Origin of the sequence: Sinorhizobium sp. NG07B (assembly GCF_002532005.1) — a bacterium.
GTDB lineage: Bacteria > Pseudomonadota > Alphaproteobacteria > Rhizobiales > Rhizobiaceae > Sinorhizobium > Sinorhizobium fredii_C.
Window position 1 is genome coordinate 251993 of record NZ_NWTD01000004.1, and the last position, 17351, is coordinate 269343.

General features: G+C 63.2%; 22 protein-coding genes. 10 read left to right on the forward strand and 12 right to left on the reverse strand.

Annotated features, from left to right (window positions below):
• The first annotated feature begins 43 nt into the window (after positions 1 to 43).
• The gene (locus CO664_RS15870; RefSeq protein ID WP_037413481.1) at positions 44 to 1051 is read left to right on the forward strand and encodes an asparaginase; all 1008 of its coding nucleotides are present in this window, start codon (positions 44 to 46) and stop codon (positions 1049 to 1051) included.
• A gap of 52 nt (positions 1052 to 1103) precedes the next feature.
• Here the strand turns inward: CO664_RS15870 and CO664_RS15875 are convergent, their stop codons facing one another.
• Positions 1104 to 1856, reverse strand: a complete 753-nt coding sequence (locus tag CO664_RS15875; protein WP_097539309.1) for a DeoR/GlpR family DNA-binding transcription regulator — start codon at positions 1854 to 1856, stop codon at positions 1104 to 1106.
• Positions 1857 to 1950: 94 nt separating this feature from the next.
• Between CO664_RS15875 and CO664_RS15880 the strand changes: the two genes are divergently transcribed.
• Both CO664_RS15880 and CO664_RS15885 read left to right on the forward strand, forming a co-directional pair.
• Positions 1951 to 2322 carry a DUF4406 domain-containing protein gene (locus CO664_RS15880; RefSeq protein ID WP_097539310.1) on the forward strand — a complete coding sequence of 124 codons (372 nt, stop codon included), beginning with the start codon at positions 1951 to 1953 and terminating at the stop codon, positions 2320 to 2322.
• 114 nt (positions 2323 to 2436) lie between these two features.
• The gene (locus tag CO664_RS15885; RefSeq protein WP_037413488.1) at positions 2437 to 3057 is read left to right on the forward strand and encodes a glutathione S-transferase; all 621 of its coding nucleotides are present in this window, start codon (positions 2437 to 2439) and stop codon (positions 3055 to 3057) included.
• A 9-nt stretch (positions 3058 to 3066) separates the two neighbouring features.
• Here the strand turns inward: CO664_RS15885 and CO664_RS15890 are convergent, their stop codons facing one another.
• Positions 3067 to 3432: an MmcQ/YjbR family DNA-binding protein gene (locus CO664_RS15890; RefSeq protein ID WP_097526265.1), complete on the reverse strand. Its 366-nt coding sequence runs from the start codon at positions 3430 to 3432 to the stop codon at positions 3067 to 3069.
• Positions 3429 to 3686 (reverse strand): hypothetical protein, encoded by a 258-nt coding sequence (locus CO664_RS15895; RefSeq protein WP_141471730.1) that lies wholly within the window; start codon positions 3684 to 3686, stop codon positions 3429 to 3431. The genes CO664_RS15890 and CO664_RS15895 overlap by 4 nt, the downstream gene beginning before the upstream one ends.
• A 164-nt stretch (positions 3687 to 3850) precedes the next feature.
• Here CO664_RS15895 and CO664_RS15900 point away from each other — a divergent pair, with 164 nt between their 5' ends.
• A complete protein-coding gene (locus CO664_RS15900) occupies positions 3851 to 4786 on the forward strand; it encodes a LysR substrate-binding domain-containing protein (RefSeq protein ID WP_037413492.1) in 936 nt (311 codons plus the stop codon).
• Here CO664_RS15900 and CO664_RS15905 read toward each other — a convergent pair.
• Positions 4746 to 5405: a glutathione S-transferase family protein gene (locus CO664_RS15905; protein ID WP_097526264.1), complete on the reverse strand. Its 660-nt coding sequence runs from the start codon at positions 5403 to 5405 to the stop codon at positions 4746 to 4748. The genes CO664_RS15900 and CO664_RS15905 overlap by 41 nt on opposite strands.
• A gap of 393 nt (positions 5406 to 5798) precedes the next feature.
• Between CO664_RS15905 and CO664_RS15910 the strand changes: the two genes are divergently transcribed.
• Positions 5799 to 6560, forward strand: a complete 762-nt coding sequence (locus CO664_RS15910; RefSeq protein ID WP_037413496.1) for a L,D-transpeptidase family protein — start codon at positions 5799 to 5801, stop codon at positions 6558 to 6560.
• A 27-nt stretch (positions 6561 to 6587) separates the two neighbouring features.
• On the opposite strand, the gene CO664_RS15915 is transcribed toward CO664_RS15910, so the two are convergent.
• On the reverse strand, positions 6588 to 7079 hold the full coding sequence (locus CO664_RS15915; RefSeq protein ID WP_097526263.1) for a MarR family transcriptional regulator: 492 nt from the start codon (positions 7077 to 7079) through the stop codon (positions 6588 to 6590).
• 115 nt (positions 7080 to 7194) lie between these two features.
• On the opposite strand from CO664_RS15915, the gene CO664_RS15920 reads away from it, so the two are divergent.
• The gene (locus CO664_RS15920) at positions 7195 to 7620 is read left to right on the forward strand and encodes an organic hydroperoxide resistance protein (protein ID WP_097526262.1); all 426 of its coding nucleotides are present in this window, start codon (positions 7195 to 7197) and stop codon (positions 7618 to 7620) included.
• Between the two features lie 69 nt (positions 7621 to 7689).
• On the opposite strand, the gene CO664_RS15925 is transcribed toward CO664_RS15920, so the two are convergent.
• A complete protein-coding gene (locus CO664_RS15925; RefSeq protein ID WP_097526380.1) occupies positions 7690 to 9243 on the reverse strand; it encodes a helicase HerA-like C-terminal domain-containing protein in 1554 nt (517 codons plus the stop codon).
• A 263-nt stretch (positions 9244 to 9506) separates the two neighbouring features.
• Between CO664_RS15925 and CO664_RS15930 the strand changes: the two genes are divergently transcribed.
• The gene (locus CO664_RS15930) at positions 9507 to 9899 is read left to right on the forward strand and encodes a hypothetical protein (RefSeq protein ID WP_037379449.1); all 393 of its coding nucleotides are present in this window, start codon (positions 9507 to 9509) and stop codon (positions 9897 to 9899) included.
• Between the two features lie 51 nt (positions 9900 to 9950).
• On the opposite strand, the gene CO664_RS15935 is transcribed toward CO664_RS15930, so the two are convergent.
• The 5 genes from CO664_RS15935 to CO664_RS15955 all read right to left on the reverse strand — a co-directional run bounded on the left by CO664_RS15935 (position 9951) and on the right by CO664_RS15955 (position 14152).
• On the reverse strand, positions 9951 to 10781 hold the full coding sequence (locus CO664_RS15935) for an aldo/keto reductase (RefSeq protein WP_097539311.1): 831 nt from the start codon (positions 10779 to 10781) through the stop codon (positions 9951 to 9953).
• Between the two features lie 101 nt (positions 10782 to 10882).
• Complete coding sequence (gene tam / locus CO664_RS15940; protein ID WP_097539312.1) at positions 10883 to 11656, reverse strand: trans-aconitate 2-methyltransferase; 774 nt, start codon at positions 11654 to 11656, stop codon at positions 10883 to 10885.
• A 12-nt stretch (positions 11657 to 11668) separates the two neighbouring features.
• A complete protein-coding gene (locus tag CO664_RS15945; protein WP_097539313.1) occupies positions 11669 to 12331 on the reverse strand; it encodes a haloacid dehalogenase type II in 663 nt (220 codons plus the stop codon).
• Positions 12332 to 12490: 159 nt separating this feature from the next.
• Positions 12491 to 13042: a phosphatase gene (locus tag CO664_RS15950; protein ID WP_097539314.1), complete on the reverse strand. Its 552-nt coding sequence runs from the start codon at positions 13040 to 13042 to the stop codon at positions 12491 to 12493.
• A 69-nt stretch (positions 13043 to 13111) separates the two neighbouring features.
• Complete coding sequence (locus CO664_RS15955; protein ID WP_097539315.1) at positions 13112 to 14152, reverse strand: zinc-dependent alcohol dehydrogenase family protein; 1041 nt, start codon at positions 14150 to 14152, stop codon at positions 13112 to 13114.
• Positions 14153 to 14306: 154 nt separating this feature from the next.
• On the opposite strand from CO664_RS15955, the gene CO664_RS15960 reads away from it, so the two are divergent.
• Both CO664_RS15960 and CO664_RS15965 read left to right on the forward strand, forming a co-directional pair.
• Entirely contained in the window at positions 14307 to 15188 is an 882-nt protein-coding gene (locus CO664_RS15960) for a branched-chain amino acid aminotransferase (RefSeq protein WP_097539316.1), read from the forward strand.
• A gap of 202 nt (positions 15189 to 15390) precedes the next feature.
• On the forward strand, positions 15391 to 15939 hold the full coding sequence (locus CO664_RS15965; protein WP_097539317.1) for a glyoxalase superfamily protein: 549 nt from the start codon (positions 15391 to 15393) through the stop codon (positions 15937 to 15939).
• A gap of 88 nt (positions 15940 to 16027) precedes the next feature.
• On the opposite strand, the gene CO664_RS15970 is transcribed toward CO664_RS15965, so the two are convergent.
• On the reverse strand, positions 16028 to 16438 hold the full coding sequence (locus CO664_RS15970; protein WP_037413516.1) for a VOC family protein: 411 nt from the start codon (positions 16436 to 16438) through the stop codon (positions 16028 to 16030).
• A 229-nt stretch (positions 16439 to 16667) separates the two neighbouring features.
• On the opposite strand from CO664_RS15970, the gene CO664_RS15975 reads away from it, so the two are divergent.
• Entirely contained in the window at positions 16668 to 17270 is a 603-nt protein-coding gene (locus CO664_RS15975) for a superoxide dismutase (protein ID WP_037413517.1), read from the forward strand.
• The last annotated feature ends 81 nt before the right edge of the window (positions 17271 to 17351 follow it).

Sequence of the window (17351 nt, forward strand, 5' to 3'; positions counted from 1 at the left end):
CTGATAGATGCATAGCCCAAACTTGGAAAATTGAGGGCAAGACATGTCGAATCCGGTCCTGGTCGAAGTGACGCGCGGAAATCTGGTCGAAAGCCGCCACCGCGGGGCGGTCATCGCCGTCGACGGCGACGGCAAGACGCTGTTCGCGCTCGGCGACACGGAAGCGGCCGTGTTCCCCCGTTCGGCCTGCAAGGCGATGCAGGCCCTCCCGCTCATAGAAAGCGGCGCCGCGGATGCCTACGGCTTCGACGACAAGGCACTGGCGCTTGCCTGCTCATCGCATTCCGGCGAGCCGGAACATGTGGCGCTGGCCGCCAAGATGCTTTCCGCCGCCGGCCGCGATGTCGGCGCGCTTGAATGCGGCGCCCATTGGTCCTTCTACCAGAAGAACCTGATTGCGCAGGCGCGCACCCTCGAAAGGCCGAGCGCACTGCACAACAATTGCTCCGGCAAGCACGCCGGCTTTATCTGCGCCTGCTGCCACTCCGGCACCGAGGTCGAGGGCTATGCCGGCTACGGCCATCCGATCCAGCAGGAAATCCGCGGGATCATGGAAAGCCTGACAGGCGCGCTTCTCACCCAGGATAACTGCGGCGTCGATGGCTGCTCGATTCCGACCTATGCGGTGCCGATGAAGGGCCTCGCCCATGGCTTCGCCCGCATGGCGACGGGCGCGGGCTTGGACGCGGTGCGGGCACGCGCCTCCAAGCGCCTGATCGGGGCCTGCATGGCCGAGCCCTTCTATGTTGCCGGCACCGATCGCACCTGCACGCGGCTGATGAAGGCGGCACCCGGGCGCATCTTCGCCAAGACCGGTGCCGAAGGGGTGTTCTGCGCCGCGATCCCGGAAAAAGGCATCGGCATCGCAGTCAAGTGCGAGGACGGCACGACGCGCGCCGCCGAGTCTATGGTCGCGGCGACGCTCGCACGCTTCTTCGCGGACGAGCCGCAGGTTCACGCAGCGCTGATGGCTCAGGCCAACCACTCGATGCACAATTGGAATCGTATCCATGTCGGCAACGTGCGCGTGACCGAGGCCTTTATCGCGTGACCTACTACGCCGCGCGTCTTAAGGAAGCCTGCGGCAGCGTTCGGAAGTCTCTCTATGCCGTGATCAGCGCGGTGGTGCCGTGCTGATAGGGCGATAGAAGGTCGGCTTCCATGTCCGCGGGCACGACGAGGCCGGCAAGGTCGCTGACGCTCATGATGCTGTGCGGAGAGGCGGAGCCGAATTTCTCCGGCGTGGCGAGCACGTAGGTTTCAGCCGCGCGCCGGGCGATCGCCCGCTTTATCGCCGCCTCCTCGTAGTCTCCGGTCGAGAGCCCATGGGCCGGATGAATGGCGGTGACCCCGAGAAAGAAAATGTCGGCCCGGATTTGCTCGATCGCCGCGAGCGTGGCGGAGCCGGTTGTCACCATCGAGTGCTTGTAGAGCCTGCCGCCGACCAGGACCACTTCCGCGTCGTGACGCTCGAGCTCTGCGGCGATCGTCGGGCTATGCGTGACGATGGTCACGCGGAGGTCGTACGGCAGAGCTCGGGCGATCTCTGCATTGGTTGTGCCGCCGTCGAGAAAGACGACCTGGCCGGCCTTAACGAGGCCTGTCGCGCGGCGGCCGAGTCGGCGCTTGACGTTGCTGGCGATAGCCCCGCGGGCGGCAAAATCCGGAAGCGGTGGCGTCAGCGGCAGGGCTCCTCCATGAACCCGCTTCAACAGGCCCTCGGCCGCCATTTCCCTGAGGTCGCGGCGGATCGTGTCTTCCGAAAGCCCGAGCTCGTCGGCAATCGCCTTTGCAACAATCTGCCCGTCGCGCGCAAGTCTTGCCGAGATCATCGCTCGTCTCTGTGTCGTCAGCATCGATTCCTCCTTGACTATCCACGAAATTGCATGAAGTCTCCTGAAATTTCCAGAAATATCTGGAATTTTCGTGCAAAAACCGTGGAGAAAGTTGATGCTTATTCTGATTGCTGGACCCTATCGCTCGGGTACGGGCGACGATGCGGCCAAAATGGCGGCCAACTTGAAGCGTCTGGAGGAGCCGTCCTACGCGATCTTCAAGGCTGGGCACGTACCGATGATCGGCGAATGGGTGGCCTTGCCGGTATGGCATGCAGCGGACGGTCGCCACGTGGGCGATGATCTCTATGAGGAGATCTTTCACCCGGTGGCCGGCCGCTTGCTAGCCCTTTGCGACGCCGTACTGCGGTTGCCCGGCGACTCGAAGGGAGCGGACAATGACGTGCGCATAGCGCGCGAGCGCGGCATTCCGGTCTACTATCGTCTTGAAGACGTGCCGGGCTGCGCCGGTACGCTGGTCGCCTGAGCACCGGGTCCGGCGGATCGCCGCCGGACCTTCCGCCCTTGTCAATCGCCGCGTTTTCATCTCTTCTGCAAAGGCAATTCGCGCTTCCGCGCCGCCACCTTGAGAGGCAGAACGATGCTGAAACTGTTTTATACGCCCGGGACCTGTTCGCTTGCCTCGCATATCGCGCTCGAGGAGACCGGAGCTGCCTATGAAGCGCATCGTATCAATTTTTCCAAGGCCGAGCAGACGAAGCCCGAATATCTCGTCATCAATCCGAAGGGAAGGGTACCTGCGCTCGTGACCGATCGTGGCATCTTGACCGAGACGCCAGCCATCCTCGCCTATATAGCCCAGAGCTTTCCCGCGGCGCGGCTTGCACCGATCGAGGACGCATTCGAGTTTGCGCGGCTGCAGTCGTTCCTGAGCTATCTCTGCTCGACGGTGCATGTCGCTCACGCTCATGCGCGGCGAGCGGCACGCTGGGCCGACGACCCGGCTGCGCACGAGGCGATGATGGCGAAGGTGCCGCAGAATATGGCCAATTGCTTCGCCTTGATAGAAAGCTCCATGTTCGCCGGCCCCTTCGTGATGGGCCGGAACTACACGATCGCCGATCCCTATCTCTTCACAATTGCCAGTTGGCTTGAAGCGGACGGCGTCGATCCGGCGCGCTTCCCGAAGGTTCTCGATCATCGCAACCGAATGGCCGCACGGCCCGCCGTCGCCAAGGTGCAGGCAGTCGTGCAGTCATGATACCGCGGGTCACGTCGGGTTGCAGGTGGCGAAGCGATCTGCCAGCCGTTTCGGCGCTTTTTCGCGCCAGGCGGCGATCAGCCGTTGCGTCAGCACATCGTCGTCGATGACCGAGAGCCTTACCAACATCGCCGGCCATCCCTTGTAGTGGTCGGTCTCGAAAAAAAGCGACGGATCGAGTTCCATCAGCATCTCCTTTTCTTCGAGCGCACACATCACCACCAGCGTTTCGGCGTCCTTCATCCGTACGAAGCTCTTGCCTTTGACGAGTAGCGCCGGCGTCCCATAGGACGTGCCGACGGTCATTTCCGGCAACGCCGCGGCTTCTGCCAGCCGCCACACGCGCTCGAAGGAACGCTTCATCTCGTCCGTCATGGATTTCCTCGGCAAACGGAAGGACGTTGCGGATCATAGCTCAGCCGCCGTCGCCGATCACTGTGGTCGCAAGCCCCGCTCGCCGCAGCGCGCGGCCATGGCCATCCGGGAAACGGCAGGTCCGCCAGCGCGCGTTCATCCATGCGGGCGAGATCGGGATGCTGGAGAGGATCTCGCGACCAGGCGGGAGCCGCTTCGGTAAGATCGTCAGAGGCGATCCCGATACGTTTCAGTATAGAGAAAACCTTCAGCATGGCGCTATCCTTCTTCGAGGCCGCCGTAGTCCCGCATCTGCGGTCGAATGCGGTTAAAACCTTTGCAGCCATTCGCTCTCCTTCCGGGGAGCCTTGCAGCAGAATCGGCCGGTTCGGCGAAATTTACAATTGAGATTGCCAGATCTTATGTTTAGAAAAACTATATGAAGGAACTGAACACGATCCATTTGAATGGGCTACGTGCGGCGGAGGCAGTGGGTCGCCTGGGTTCGCTCGCCGCCGCGGCCGACGAACTCGGCGTGACCCCCGGCGCCGTCAGTCAGCAGATTGCCAAGATTGAGGCGCAGCTTGGGCGTACGCTCTTCGAGCGCTCGCCGCGCGGACTTGTGGTAACGGATAGCGCCCGCCCGCTCATGATGCGGCTCTCGAATGCTTTTGCGGAACTCGCCGAAGCCGTGGCGCAGGTGCGTCGTCGCGACGAGTCGGTATTGACGGTGTCTGTGGCGCCGGTCTTTGCGGCCCGCTGGCTGGTCTATCGGCTGAACCGCTTCGCCGAGCGCCATCCGGAGATCCGGCTGAGAATCGACGCGACCACGAGACTCGCCAATCTAGAAACGTCCGACGTCGATCTCGCCATCCGCGTCGGTGCGGGCGGCTGGCCGGGTGTGCGGGCCGAGCTGCTGTTGGAGCAGGAGGTCTTTCCCGTCTGCTCGCCGGCCCTGGCCGCGGGACTGCGCGAACCCGTGGATATCCTGAATCTGCCGGCCGTCATCGACGAGCACGCCATGTTCTCCTGGGAGGTGTGGCTGAAGGCGGCCTGTCTTTCCGGCGCCCAGATGACCGTGCGCCACACCTTCAACGATGCGTCGCTGGCGCTCGACGCGGCCATTGCCGGCCAGGGCGTGATGATTGCCTGGCAGACGCTCGCCGGCTATGCGGTGATGAAGGGCAGTCTGGTGGCGCCGTTCGGCATCCGCGCCAAGACCGGCTTCGGGCACTATTTCGTCACCTCGGCCTCGAGGCGTGAAAGCAAGGCCGTCACTGCATTCAAGCGCTGGGTGCGCGAGGAAGTGGAGGAGGGGATGCGGCAGCTCTCCGCTATTCCTTCTCCTTCAGCCGTTCTTCCATCATCGCCTTGAAGGCCGGGCGCGACTGGCAGCGCGCCAGCCATGCCTTGACGCCCGGGTGCTGCTCGAAAAGCGCCGCCTGGCTCATCGTATAACGGAACACCTCGGCGAGGTTGAGATCGGCGACCGTAAAGCGGCCCCCGACCAGGTAATCGCCGCCGTCGAGATGCGCCTCGAGCCTGGCGAAGGATTTCTCGAGCGACCGCACGCAGGCGGCGATCACGGCCTGCCCGTCCGGTGTGTTCTCGATGCCGGCGTCATAGGCGAGGACGATCTTGACCGCGTGCGGCTCGACTTCGGTCGCCGCCCACATGGTCCAATTGCCGATCTGTCCTTCCTCGGCAAGGTCGGCCGGCGCCAGCGGCCCGCCATGCTTGCGGGCGAGATAGAGATTGTTGGCAAGCGATTCCGTCAGCACCAGCCCGTCGTCGTCGATCGCCGGAATAAGCCCCGTCGGGTTGACGGCGAGAAAGCTCGGCGAGCGCGTGTTGATCGGCGCGTCCGCTGCCAGCGGATCGGCAAGGCGACGCGCCTGGATAACCGGCACCGATTGGAACGGAACGCCGAGTTCGCGGGCCATCCAGTAGTTGCGCGATGCGCGCGAGCGGTAAACACCATAAATCGTCAGCATCTCGGCCTCCTTGGTTGGCAATGCCGCGATTGCATACGCAATTGCCGATGCCTGGCGAAGCCGTCCATGTTGATGTGCGCATGAAATCTTTTGATGCGAACCGCTCTGCGGCCCGGTCGCACCGAGGCAGCGCCTGTTAACGGTTGCAAAGTGCGGTACCACAATCGTGATCGGGTATTTACTGGCGCAAGTTCGGCTCCAGCCGTAAATGCAAGCTTGGAGTGAGGGGGCAAGAATGTTTTTGGCTTGCGTCCTCCTCCGACTTGTCGATATCGATCACCCGGATGGCTTTCGTCGACAAGGCCATCGCGATTTCGCTGCAGGAGCGGGACGATGCACGTTGCGCGTCGCGCCGCTCTCCTTTCTCGCCGCACTCAAACCCGTCAGAGTTCGATGTCATCACTGCCTGTCTTTTCCCGCCGCCAGTTTCTTCGCACGTCCGCGGTTGCGATCGCCTCTGCCGGTCTTGCGGGCTGTACATCGTCGATGAACACCGACCGCTTTCGCCAGGAAACGATGCCGGTCTATCGCAATCCGGCGCTCGAAAACCGTTGGGTCGATCCGGCTATGCTCGAAGAGCCGCTGACCGGCCTGCCGCCGCAGGACGCCTACTACGCCGATATTTACGCGCAGCGGGAGGATGGCGGCTTTCTCATTCCGGCGGTGCCCTACCACCAGATCGACCCGCGCTTCTATCGTCAGGAGGTCAGTGACCCGTTCGGCGAGGCGCCGGGGACGATCGTTGTCGATACGGCGGACCGCTATCTCTACCTGATCGGATCCGGCGGCAGCGCCACGCGCTATGGCGTTGGCCTCGGCCGCGAAGGCTTCGCCTGGTCGGGCCGCGGCGTCATTCAGTGGAAGCAGAAATGGCCGAAATGGACGCCGCCGGATTCGATGATCGTCCGCCAGCCGGTGCTCGCCAAATATTCGGCGGACAATGGCGGCATGCCGCCGGGCCTCGACAATCCGCTCGGCTCGCGCGCCCTCTATATTTTCCAGAACGGCCAGGACACGCTCTATCGCGTCCACGGAACGCCGGAATGGCAGTCGATCGGCAAGGCCGTTTCTTCTGGTTGCGTCCGCATGATCAACCAGGACGTGATCGACCTCTATGATCGCGTGCGCGGAAAGGCGCCGATTCTCGTCGTCTGACGACGGCGAGCCGCGCGTCTGCACGGATCAAGCGGTCTGCGTTCCCTCGTCCTGGCTGTCGGCCAGGCGTTGCGTCAGCCGATGCAGCGCCTCGCGCAGTTCGCCGACCTCCTCAAGGCTGCAACCCGTCGCCTTGCCGATCTCCGCAAGAATCTTGAAGGCCTCGGTCTTCAGGCGCCGGCCGCTTTCCGTGAGGCTGACGATGACCTGCCTTTCGTCGGCCGGGTCGCGCATTCGCCCGACATAGCCGGCTGCCTCCAGCCGCTTGAGCAGGGGCGAGAGAGTGCCGGAATCGAGACCCAGTTCCTCGCCGATCCGTTTCACCGTCATGCCGTCCCGTTGCCACAACGCCAGCAGCACGAGATACTGCGGATAGGTGAGCCCGAAGCGGTCGAGGAGCGGCTTGTAGGCCCGGTTGAAGGCGTGCGTCGCGGAATAGACGGCAAAGCAAAGTTGCTGGCCGAGCGCCAGCGCCTCGTCGGGGAATGGGTTTCCAGTCTTCACCGCTTTGGTCGTCATTCCCGGATTGTCGCAAATTCACGCCCCAAATGCAATTTGCAAAATTAATTTGCGTCCAATTTAATATTGCGCTATTGAAAGGCGATCCACAACGAAGCCAGCAAGGAGAACTGCCATGCCCATTCTTTATCGCACCACCGCATCTGCCTCCGGGGGCCGCGCCGGCGAGGCCAAGAGCGCCGACGGCGTTCTCGACGTCACCCTCACCGTGCCGAAGGAACTGGGCGGCGATGGGGCACGCGGCACGAATCCGGAGCAGCTTTTTGCCGCCGGTTATTCCGCCTGCTTCCTCGGCGCGCTCAAGTTCGTGGCCGGCAAGGAGAAGGTAAAGCTTGCCGAAGACACGAAAGTGACAGGAACGGTCGGCATCGGTCCGCGCGACGACGGCACCGGCTTCTACATCGATGCGGCGCTTGAGATCTCTTCACCCGGCGTCGACAAGGCCGTGCTCGAGGACCTGGTCCAGAAGGCGCATATCGTTTGCCCCTACAGCCATGCGACGCGGGGCAATGTCGACGTGAAACTGTCGGTGGCCCGATAGGAAACGTCATTGTGAACTGAAGTCCGCGGCTGCGGGCTTCAGTTCAGGCTACGGCCTTTTGCCGCTCACCTATCGCTTCAGGCTGCCGAGAATGCCGCGGACCAGTGCCCGTCCCACCTGGGTTGCGACCGTACGGGCGACAGACTTCATCGCCGCCTCCATGATCGTTTCGCGCTGATAGCCTGTGGAGCGCGGCCGGGCCTGGCGGCCGGACGCTGCCTCCTTCTCGTCGTCCCCGAAGCCGGGGAGGGTCCAGCGGCTGCGGCCGGCCTCGTCTTCGGCGGCCTGCGCTTCGGCCCGTTCGGCGGCCTCAGCGGCCTTTTCAGCCCGTTTGGCGAGGAGCTCATAGGCGGATTCCCGATCGAAGTCCTCGTCATAGAGCCCACGCACCGGGCTGACATTCATGACATTCTGGCGCTCGGCCTCCGTCAGCGGACCGAGCCGCGAGGCCGGCGGCCGGATCAAGGTCCGCTCGACCATGGACGGCGACCCCTTGCCCTCGAGCGTCGAGACCAGCGCCTCGCCGGTGCCGAGATTGGTGATCACCTCGGCGCAGTCGAAATTCGGATTGGGGCGGAACGTGTCGGCCGCGGTCTTCACCGCCTTCTGCTCGCGCGGCGAATAGGCGCGCAGCGCATGCTGGACGCGATTGCCGAGCTGAGCGAGCACGGTTTCGGGCACGTCGAGCGGGTTCTGGGTGACGAAATAGACGCCGACGCCCTTCGAACGGATCAGCCGGACCACCTGTTCGACGCGCTCGACGAGGACCTTCGGCGCGTCGTTGAAGAGCAGGTGCGCCTCGTCGAAAAAGAACACCAGTTTCGGCTTGTCCGGATCGCCGACCTCAGGCAGCTCCTCGAAAAGCTCCGACAGAAGCCAGAGCAGGAAGGTGGCATAGAGCCGCGGGTTCATCATCAGCTTGTCGGCGGCAAGCACCGAGATTGCGCCGCGCCCGTCATTCGTCGTGCGCATGATGTCGGTGATCTTCAGCGCCGGCTCGCCGAAGAAGTGCTCGGCACCCTGTTGTTCGAGGATCAGGAGTTCGCGCTGGATGGAGCCGACGGAGGATTTCGAGATGAAGCCGAACTGATTGGAGAGTTCGCTCGCATTCTCGCCCATGTAATTCAGCAGCGACTGCAGGTCCTTGAGGTCGAGGAGCGGCAGGCCGCCCTCGTCGGCGATCTTGAAGGCGATGTTCAAGACTCCTTCCTGGGCATCGCTGGCGTTCATCAGCCGCGACAGGAGAAGCGGCCCCATTTCCGACAGCGTCGTGCGGACGCGATGGCCCTTCTCTCCGTAGAGATCCCAGAAGATCACCGGAAATTCCTGGAAGTCATAGGGCGAGAGGCCGATCTGCTCGGCGCGCTTGAGGAGGAAGTCCTTGGCCTCACCGATGGCGCCGATGCCGGAAAGATCGCCCTTGACGTCGGCGCAGAAGACCGGAACGCCGGCGTTCGAGAAACCCTCCGCCAGGATTTGCAGCGTTACGGTCTTGCCGGTACCGGTGGCGCCGGTGATCAGGCCATGGCGGTTGCCGAACTTCAGTTCGAGATATTCGGGCTTGTTGATCGCATCGTCCGGCTTGCGGCTGGTCCCGATATAGAGCTTGCCTTCCTGTTGCATGGCATTCTTCTCCGAATCGATTTTGTCAATGGAACCGGGCATTTGCCGGATGTCGTACGAAGTCCGTCATCGAAATATTGCTCGGTTCTGTTATAGGCTGTGCACTGCGGCCCGGCAACACGGGTTGTAGGCGAGGCAAGGCCTCGCCGGGCTGCAACGCCGCATATGTTGACGCAGGACGGATATGTGTTCCGGTGCTATTGTCATTTCGGAAGCGATATTTTACCTTGACGTCAACGTCAAAATTGCACGAGGAGATTTCCATGAGTGAACTGGTTACGCGGGTGGCGGAAAATGTCGGTCTCGAGCCCGCGACGGCCGAGAAGGCAGTGGGCATGATCCTCGGCTTTCTCCAGCGCGAAGCGGCCGAAGGCCCGGTCGCCCGGATGATCGAGGCTATCCCCGGTGCGCCGGAATTGGTCGCTCAGTACAATGGCGAGGGCGGCAATGGCGGCGGCCTGCTCGGCGGCCTCCTGTCGGCCATCGGCGGCGGCGGCGTCATGGCGCTCGGCCAGCAGCTGATGAGCCAGGGATTGGGCATGGGCGAAATCACCGCGCTCGCCAGGGAAACCATTGCCTATGCCAAGGAAAAGGCCGGCGACGAGGTCGTGGACGAGGTCGTCGCCTCCGTTCCGGGTCTCAGCCAGTTCGTCTGATTCTGCGATCAATCCCCTCTGACCGGCAGGCCAGAGGGGCAGCAATCCCTCTCATCCGTCCCACTCGGGCGCAAGGTCCGCCGGGTTGACGATTCGCCCGTCCGGGCGGGCGAGGCCGCGGATCGCCGCCATTTCTTCTCGTGTCAGCGCAAAATCGAAGATCGCGAAATTTTCTTCAAGCCGCGCCTCCGTGGCGGTTTTCGACAGTGCGATCACATCCTGCTGCTGCACCAGCCATCTGAGCACCACTTGCGCGGCTGTCTTGCCGTGGCGATCGCCGATGTCGTTCAGCAGTTGGTCGGAAGGCACCTTGCCATTCGCCATGGCATAATAGGCGGTGAGCGACATGCCGTGTTGCCGCGCCGCCTGCAGCACCTTCGTCTGGTCGAGATAGGGGTGGTACTCGACCTGGTTGGTCGCAATCGGCGCGTCGCTGAGGCGGACCGTCTCCTCCATCTGCGCCGTGTTGAAATTGCTGACGCCGATATGGCGGACCTTGCCCGCCTTCCGGACCTCGTTCAACGCCCCAATGCGCTCGGCCATCGGCACCTCGCTGCCGCCCGGCCAGTGCAGGAGCAGCAGATCGACGTGGTCCGTCTTCAGCTTTCTGAGGCTCTCGTCGACTGAGGCGAGGAAGTCGTCATGGCGGTACCGATCGACCCAGACCTTGGTCGTCAGGAAGATGTCGGCGCGCGGAATGCCTGAACGGTGGATCGCTTCCCCCACCTCCGCCTCGTTGCCATAGGCCTGCGCGGTGTCCACGTGGCGGAAGCCGATCTTCAGGGCTTTCGGCAAGATCCGAAACACCTCGGCGCCCGACATGCGGAAAGTGCCGAAGCCGAGGGCGGGGATGTTGGCGCCGTTCGAAATGACTGCATGCATGGGTGGCTCCTTGGTCGCGGCGGAGAAATAACGGACATGCCCCTATACTTGTCGCTGCCGGTCGCGGCTTCAAGCCGGCCAGCACGTCCTTCGCCGTCGATTCAGGGCGCCTTTACGGCGACGAGGAACAGGCGGGGAAAGCGCAGGAGCACCCGCCCGTCGGCCATGGCCGGATATTCCCTGCGGATCTTCTCAGCATAGGCGGCGAGGTAGTCCTTACGCCGGTTGGCAGGCAGTGCATCGAGATAGGGGCGCAAGCCCGTGCCCTTCACCCACTCGACGATGGCATTCGCGTTGGCCAGCGGGTGATAATAGACCGTGTGCCAGACCTCGACCCGCGCCGCCTTCGGGGCCAGCCTTTCGACATAGGTCCTCGGGGAGGGAAGCGGCATTCGCCGGATCGTCCGGCCGGCAAAAGCCGCTGCGAAAGTCCGTTCCTCGGCCGTCTCCTGCATCAGGAGATGCGAAGGCTCGTCGAGGTTGTCGGGCATCTGCACCGCAAGCGTTCCGCCCGGCAGCAGCGCCTCGACGAGACGCTCGAGGATATCGATGTGCTTCGGCAGCCATTGGAAGACGGCGTTGGCGAAGAAAAGCGCGGCCCCTTGCGGCGGCGTCCAGCCGGCAAGATCGACCCTCTCGAAGCGCAGGCCGAGCAGCCGTTTGCGAGCGGCCTCCAGCATGTCCTCGTCGCTGTCGATGCCGACGAGCGGATTGTTGGGGAAGCGTTCGAGGATAAGTTGCGTCGAATTGCCCGGTCCGCAGCCGAGGTCGAAGGCGGGGCCGGGCGGCAGATCGGGGACCTGCGCCAGGAGATCGCGCGCCGGCCGGGTTCGCTCATCCTCGAACTTTACATATTGTGCTGCCGACCAGGCCATCGGGCCGCTCCTTCATATGCCGACTTGCAGGCTTTCCAGCGAAGGGAGAATGAGTGCCGGGCCATAGTCCTGGTATTCGTCCGGCATGTCGGCGCGGTTGATCCACACCGTGCGGAAGCCGAACTTGGTGGCGCCGGCAATGTCGAAGCGGTTGGACGACTGGAACGAAACCGCATGCGGATAGAGCCGGTATTGCGTCGTCACCAGGTCGTAGACGGCTGGTACCGTCTTGAAGGCCTTGACCGCATCGACCGAGAAGACGTCATCGATGATGATGTCGAGCGCGGCATTCTTGACGGCCGATGCAAGCATCGCCGGCGAGCCGTTCGAGAGAATGGCGATACGAGCGCCGCGCTCCTTCAGCCCCTTGAGCACGGCCGGAACCTCGGGGTAGCAATCGAGCGCCCAATAGGCGTCGAGCAACTGCTTCCTGAGCTTGGGATCGGCGGAGGGAAAGCGGGCAAAGGCGTAGTCCAGCGATTGCTCGGTCAGTTGCCAGAAATCGACATAGGCGCCCATCAGCGAGCGCACCCAGGAATATTCGAGCTGCTTGGCGCGCCAGAGTTCGGAGAAGGCCTGGCCGTCCGGACCGATCGCCTCGGCATGCCGGCGCACGGCCGCATGGACATCGAAAAGAGTGCCATAGGCATCGAAGACATAGGCCGCATGAGACATCGAACTCTCCCGTCTTTACCTCGTCTGCGGCGCTTTCCGATTGGTGCCCGCAGCGAAGGCTTCTTGCGACGAAGAACGCGCCGCTTCTCCATTTGTTTTTAGGGGATCATGTCAAATTTTTGTGCGCCGCACAATGCGTCTCATCCTCGCCGTGATTGTTCAGCCTTTCCAGAGCTTTGCAGGAAACCGCAGTGCCTGCTTGGCAAGCTTCCCCTTGAGCCCCAGCGTCGCGTCGCAGAGGCCGACCACATGACGGTTCGGCTTGGCCTCGGGGCGAAGCGCGTGCAGGGCTGCCGCCGCCCTTTCTGGTTCCATGTAGCGCGCCAATATGCCGAGCGTCAGCGCCGTCGAGCGGCCGATGCCCCTCAGACAGTGGACCAGCAGATGCGCGTCCTTTGGCAGCCCGTCGATGAAGGCGAAGGTCGCCTGGATCGCCTCGGCGCGCGCCGCATCCGGCGCATCCGGGTCGGTCGTATCGCCGAAATAGAGCTCCAGATGCCGCTCCGGCGGCAGCTCGATCATCGAAAGCAGGCGGGTTGCGGGCGCCCGGATCGAGACGAGATGCGTCGGCGCCCAGTGCTGGCGGTTGTGCCGCGCCTCCGTCTGCGAGCTCACGATCACCCGCACCGGCCAGCCGCTCGGATGGGCCGGGTTCGTGTTAAGAACCGGCCGATAGAGTTCGTCTTCCGTAGCCCGAGCCGCAAGCGCCATGACGACACCTCCCTGATTCGTCTTGCTAGGCTGAGAATAACAGCGCGCCGTAACGATCGGAATCCCCGATCAGAACCCCGTGATCACGCTGATGCCGAGGTCCGTCGCCCGGTCCATCGTCGTAAGCGCCGGCACCGCCTCCTCCAGCGATATCTCGCGGCCGATCAGCCGCTTTGGAACGAGCTTGCCGCTGGTGATGATCGACAGCATTGCGTCGTAGCGCCAGGCCTGCATGCCGTGGCTGCCGTAGATTTCGAGCTCGTGGCCGATCACCTGCGCCATCGGGATCTGCGGTGTTGCCTGTTCCGCCAGCATCAGCCCGACCTGGACATGGCGGCCGCGGCGGCGGAGGTTCCTGATCGAGTTGAAGCAGGTGACGGGCGAGCCGAGCGCGTCGATCGAGACATGCGCGCCGCCTCCGGTGATCTCCTTGACCGCGTCGGCGACATTCTCCGTCCCCCGCGCATTGATCGCGGCGACGGCGCCGAGCGTCCGCGCGAATGCGAGCTTCTCCTCGGAAATGTCGATGGCGATGGGATTGGCGCCGAGCGCCGCGGCGATCATGATCGCCGAAAGACCGACGCCGCCGCAGCCGTGCACCGCCACCCATTCACCGCCTCGGACGCGGGCCTGGTCGGCGATCGCCCGGAAGGATGTGGCGAAGCGGCAGCCGAGGCTGGCGGCGGTCGCAAAATCCATGCTCTCCGGCAGGTGCACGAGGTTCTGGTCGGCGAAGTCGAGTGCGACATATTCGGCGAAGGAACCCCAATGGGTGAAGCCCGGCTGGAACTGCGCCTCGCAGACCTGCTGGTTGCCGGAGCGGCATTCGCCGCAGCGGCCGCAGCCGGAAACGAAGGGCACGGTCACCCGGTCGCCGATCTTGTAGTTGAGGACGCCGCGCCCGGCGGCGGCGATCGTTCCGGCCAGTTCGTGGCCGGGCACATGCGGCAGGCGGATGTCCGGGTCGTGCCCCATCCAGCCGTGCCAGTCGCTGCGGCAGAGCCCGGTCGCCTCGACCTTGACGACGACGCCGTATTCGCTGGGCGTCGGATCGGGCAGCGTCCGGATTTCCGGCGTCTTCTCGAAGGCATCGTAATACATCGCTTTCATCGGCGATCGGTCTCCATTTTTGTTCCGCTATTCTCGCACGCGGTGCGGGGAGGCTCCACAATGGACGCCATGACATTTTTTGATGTACCCATTCACCCTGATGCTGCTTTTTCGGGCTAGATGGGACAGCAGCGAAGGACAAGAGGAGAGTCCGATGGCCGTCGATACATCCCCCCGATCCACCGCCTGGACCTATGTCGACGGCGAATGGCTGTCCGGTAACCCGCCGCTGATCGGCCCGACGTCGCACGCCATGTGGCTTGGCTCGACGGTGTTCGACGGCGCCCGCTGGTTCGACGGCATCGCCCCGGACCTCGACCTCCATTGCCAGCGCGTCAATCGTTCCGCGGAAGCGCTCGGCCTGAAGCCCACCATGGCCGCCGAGGAGATCGAGGCTTTGACCTTCGAGGGCGTGAAGAAATTCGACGGCAAGACGGCTATCTACGTGAAGCCGATGTATTGGGGCGAGCATGGGTCCTGGAGCGTCGTGGCGGTCGATCCGGAATCGACCCGCTTTGCGCTGTGCCTGTTCGAGGCGCCGATGGGCAACGCCCATGCCGGTTCGGCGCTGACGCTCTCGCCCTTCCGCCGCCCGACGCTCGAATGCATGCCGACGGACGCCAAGGCCGGCTGTCTCTATCCCAACAACGCCCGCATCCTCCAGGAAGCGCGCTCGCGCGGTTTCGACAATGCGCTGGTGCGCGACATGCTCGGCAACATCGCCGAGACCGGCTCTTCCAATATCTTCATGGTCCGGGACGGCGTCGTCTTCACCCCGGCCGCCAACCGCACCTTCCTCGCCGGCATCACCCGCTCGCGCGTCATAAGCCTGTTGCGCGAAGCTGGCTTCGAGGTGATCGAAACGACGCTGACGATGACCGATTTCGAGGCTGCCGACGAGATTTTCACCACCGGCAACTATTCGAAGGTGCTGCCGGTGACCCGCCTTGACGACCGCGATCTGCAGGCCGGCCCGATCACCGCCAAGGCGCGCGATCTCTATATGGATTGGGCGCATTCGAGCGGCGACGTCTAGGAGGGTTCAAGACGGGATATTCCGGCTGACAAAGGCGGTGTGAACCGGATAGGTTGATGCTCGGCCGGAGGCGGCCGGCAGCCCGCGTCCGACAAGGGCATGGCGAACGCCTCCACTGATCCTTGCTCACCCGTTCGACAGTCGGGCGAAGGCGTTGGTAATGCGGGCGCTGACGAAGGCTTCGCCGTGACGAGGAACGGAAATGCGCGACTATCGCGATGCCAAGGCCATGGCGAAGGCCCTGCGTGAGGCCCTTGCCGACCATCAAATGACGATCGCCCACAGCGAGGCGCTTGAGGTCGTCGCCCGCCAGTTCGGGCTTGCCACCTGGAACATCCTGTCGGCGAAACTCGAAGCCGCGGCAGCCGCTCGAGAGAGCGCCGAGATCGCGTTCGAGCAGGCCGTGCCGATCGTTCGGATCTTCGACGTGGCAAAGGCCCACGAATTCTATCTTGGCTTCCTGGGCTTCACGGTCGACTGGGAACACCGCTATGGCGACGATTTCCCGCTTTACACGCAGATTTCGCGAGGCGGACTGAAGCTGCATCTATCCGAGCATGCGGGAGACGCGACGCCCGGCGGCAACATGTGCGTCTACATGACGGGCATCCGCGCGTTCCACAAGGAACTCATCGCCAAGAACTACCGCTACATGTGGCCGGGTCTCGAGGATGAAGGAACGCGGCTCGAGGTGACAGTCATCGACCCGTTCAACAACCGCATCCGCTTCATGGAGCTGAAGGAGGGATAGGTCGGCCGCCTATCTGATCGGGAGGCCGCAGCGATGCCCGGCGCTAGCCGGATCGAACGGTCTCCCGACTATGAACCGCACTCCGACCTCAAGTCTCGACCGGCCGGACGACGACATCGGCGGCCGATCGTGTCGTCGGCCCATGATGAACCGCCTCGATATTGTTGCCGTCGGGATCCAGCAGAAAGGCGGCGAAGTAGCCCGGGTGATAGGGACGCTCGCCGGGTGCGCCATTGTCCGTGCCGCCATTGGCGAGACCGACATCGTAAAAGCGCTGCACCGCGTCCGGCCCGGAGGCCTGGAAGGCGATATGGACGCGGGTACGATAGTCGTCCGCCTGGTCGACGAAGAACTCGTCGAAGGCGAAAAACGCGTCGGTCTCGTGGGTTGGTCGATGGCCGAGGGCGCCAAGCACTGCCTGATAGAAGCGCTTGCTGACGGCGAGATCCTCGACGCGCAGATGTACGTGGTCAATGAGACGGCCCTGATGGAACTCCATTCTTTCCTCCTGTGCCGAGGGCGAAGTCAGTTGGCTCGTCTCCGTAAGGTAGGACAGGAATCCTCAGCGTCGACATTCGCGTCAAACGCGCACCCAGCGCCGAATGAAAGTATTTTGCGCGGCTCAGGGAATTTTTGGCACCGCATCGGTTGCCTCCCGCCAAGGCGGTGCCTATGTTCCCGCTCACTGATTTCCGTCACGAAATCTAATGCCAAGAGGAGATGCCACAATGGCTTTCGAATTGCCGAACCTTCCCTATGACTACGATGCGCTCGCGCCCTACATGTCGCGCGAGACGCTCGAATACCACCACGACAAGCATCACCTCGCCTATGTGACGAACGGCAACAAGCTCGCCGAGGAAGCCGGTCTGTCGAACCTTTCGGTGGAGGAAATCGTCAAGAAGTCCTACGGCACCAACCAGCCGCTGTTCAACAATGCCGGCCAGCACTACAACCACGTCCACTTCTGGAAGTGGATGAAGAAGGGCGGCGGCGGCACCAGCCTGCCGGGCAAGCTCGACGCGGCCATCAAGTCCGATCTCGGCGGCTACGACAAGTTCCGCGCCGACTTCATCGCCGCCGGCACCGCCCAATTCGGTTCCGGTTGGGCCTGGCTCTCGGTCAAGAACGGCAAGCTCGAAATCTCCAAGACCCCGAACGGCGAAAACCCGCTCGTGCACGGCGCCTCGCCAATCCTCGGCGTCGACGTCTGGGAGCATTCCTATTACATCGATTACCGCAATGCCCGTCCGAAATACCTCGAGGCTTTCGTCGACAATCTCATCAACTGGGATTACGTCCTCGAAATGTACGAGGCAGCGGCGAAGTAACCATTTGGTTCTTATGCACGAAATTAGGCCCGGCGCTTGCGTCGGGCCTTTTCGTTGTCGGTCCGCCGGCGAGACTGATAT

Coding starts and splice junctions, on each gene's coding strand:
- CO664_RS15870 (WP_037413481.1), top strand. CDS start 44: ATGTCGAATCCGGTCCTGGTCGAAGTGACGCGCGGAAATCTGGTCGAA.
- CO664_RS15875 (WP_097539309.1), bottom strand. CDS start 1,856: ATGCTGACGACACAGAGACGAGCGATGATCTCGGCAAGACTTGCGCGC.
- CO664_RS15880 (WP_097539310.1), top strand. CDS start 1,951: ATGCTTATTCTGATTGCTGGACCCTATCGCTCGGGTACGGGCGACGAT.
- CO664_RS15885 (WP_037413488.1), top strand. CDS start 2,437: ATGCTGAAACTGTTTTATACGCCCGGGACCTGTTCGCTTGCCTCGCAT.
- CO664_RS15890 (WP_097526265.1), bottom strand. CDS start 3,432: ATGACGGACGAGATGAAGCGTTCCTTCGAGCGCGTGTGGCGGCTGGCA.
- CO664_RS15895 (WP_141471730.1), bottom strand. CDS start 3,686: ATGCTGAAGGTTTTCTCTATACTGAAACGTATCGGGATCGCCTCTGAC.
- CO664_RS15900 (WP_037413492.1), top strand. CDS start 3,851: ATGAAGGAACTGAACACGATCCATTTGAATGGGCTACGTGCGGCGGAG.
- CO664_RS15905 (WP_097526264.1), bottom strand. CDS start 5,405: ATGCTGACGATTTATGGTGTTTACCGCTCGCGCGCATCGCGCAACTAC.
- CO664_RS15910 (WP_037413496.1), top strand. CDS start 5,799: ATGTCATCACTGCCTGTCTTTTCCCGCCGCCAGTTTCTTCGCACGTCC.
- CO664_RS15915 (WP_097526263.1), bottom strand. CDS start 7,079: ATGACGACCAAAGCGGTGAAGACTGGAAACCCATTCCCCGACGAGGCG.
- CO664_RS15920 (WP_097526262.1), top strand. CDS start 7,195: ATGCCCATTCTTTATCGCACCACCGCATCTGCCTCCGGGGGCCGCGCC.
- CO664_RS15925 (WP_097526380.1), bottom strand. CDS start 9,243: ATGCAACAGGAAGGCAAGCTCTATATCGGGACCAGCCGCAAGCCGGAC.
- CO664_RS15930 (WP_037379449.1), top strand. CDS start 9,507: ATGAGTGAACTGGTTACGCGGGTGGCGGAAAATGTCGGTCTCGAGCCC.
- CO664_RS15935 (WP_097539311.1), bottom strand. CDS start 10,781: ATGCATGCAGTCATTTCGAACGGCGCCAACATCCCCGCCCTCGGCTTC.
- tam (WP_097539312.1), bottom strand. CDS start 11,656: ATGGCCTGGTCGGCAGCACAATATGTAAAGTTCGAGGATGAGCGAACC.
- CO664_RS15945 (WP_097539313.1), bottom strand. CDS start 12,331: ATGTCTCATGCGGCCTATGTCTTCGATGCCTATGGCACTCTTTTCGAT.
- CO664_RS15950 (WP_097539314.1), bottom strand. CDS start 13,042: ATGGCGCTTGCGGCTCGGGCTACGGAAGACGAACTCTATCGGCCGGTT.
- CO664_RS15955 (WP_097539315.1), bottom strand. CDS start 14,152: ATGAAAGCGATGTATTACGATGCCTTCGAGAAGACGCCGGAAATCCGG.
- CO664_RS15960 (WP_097539316.1), top strand. CDS start 14,307: ATGGCCGTCGATACATCCCCCCGATCCACCGCCTGGACCTATGTCGAC.
- CO664_RS15965 (WP_097539317.1), top strand. CDS start 15,391: ATGCGCGACTATCGCGATGCCAAGGCCATGGCGAAGGCCCTGCGTGAG.
- CO664_RS15970 (WP_037413516.1), bottom strand. CDS start 16,438: ATGGAGTTCCATCAGGGCCGTCTCATTGACCACGTACATCTGCGCGTC.
- CO664_RS15975 (WP_037413517.1), top strand. CDS start 16,668: ATGGCTTTCGAATTGCCGAACCTTCCCTATGACTACGATGCGCTCGCG.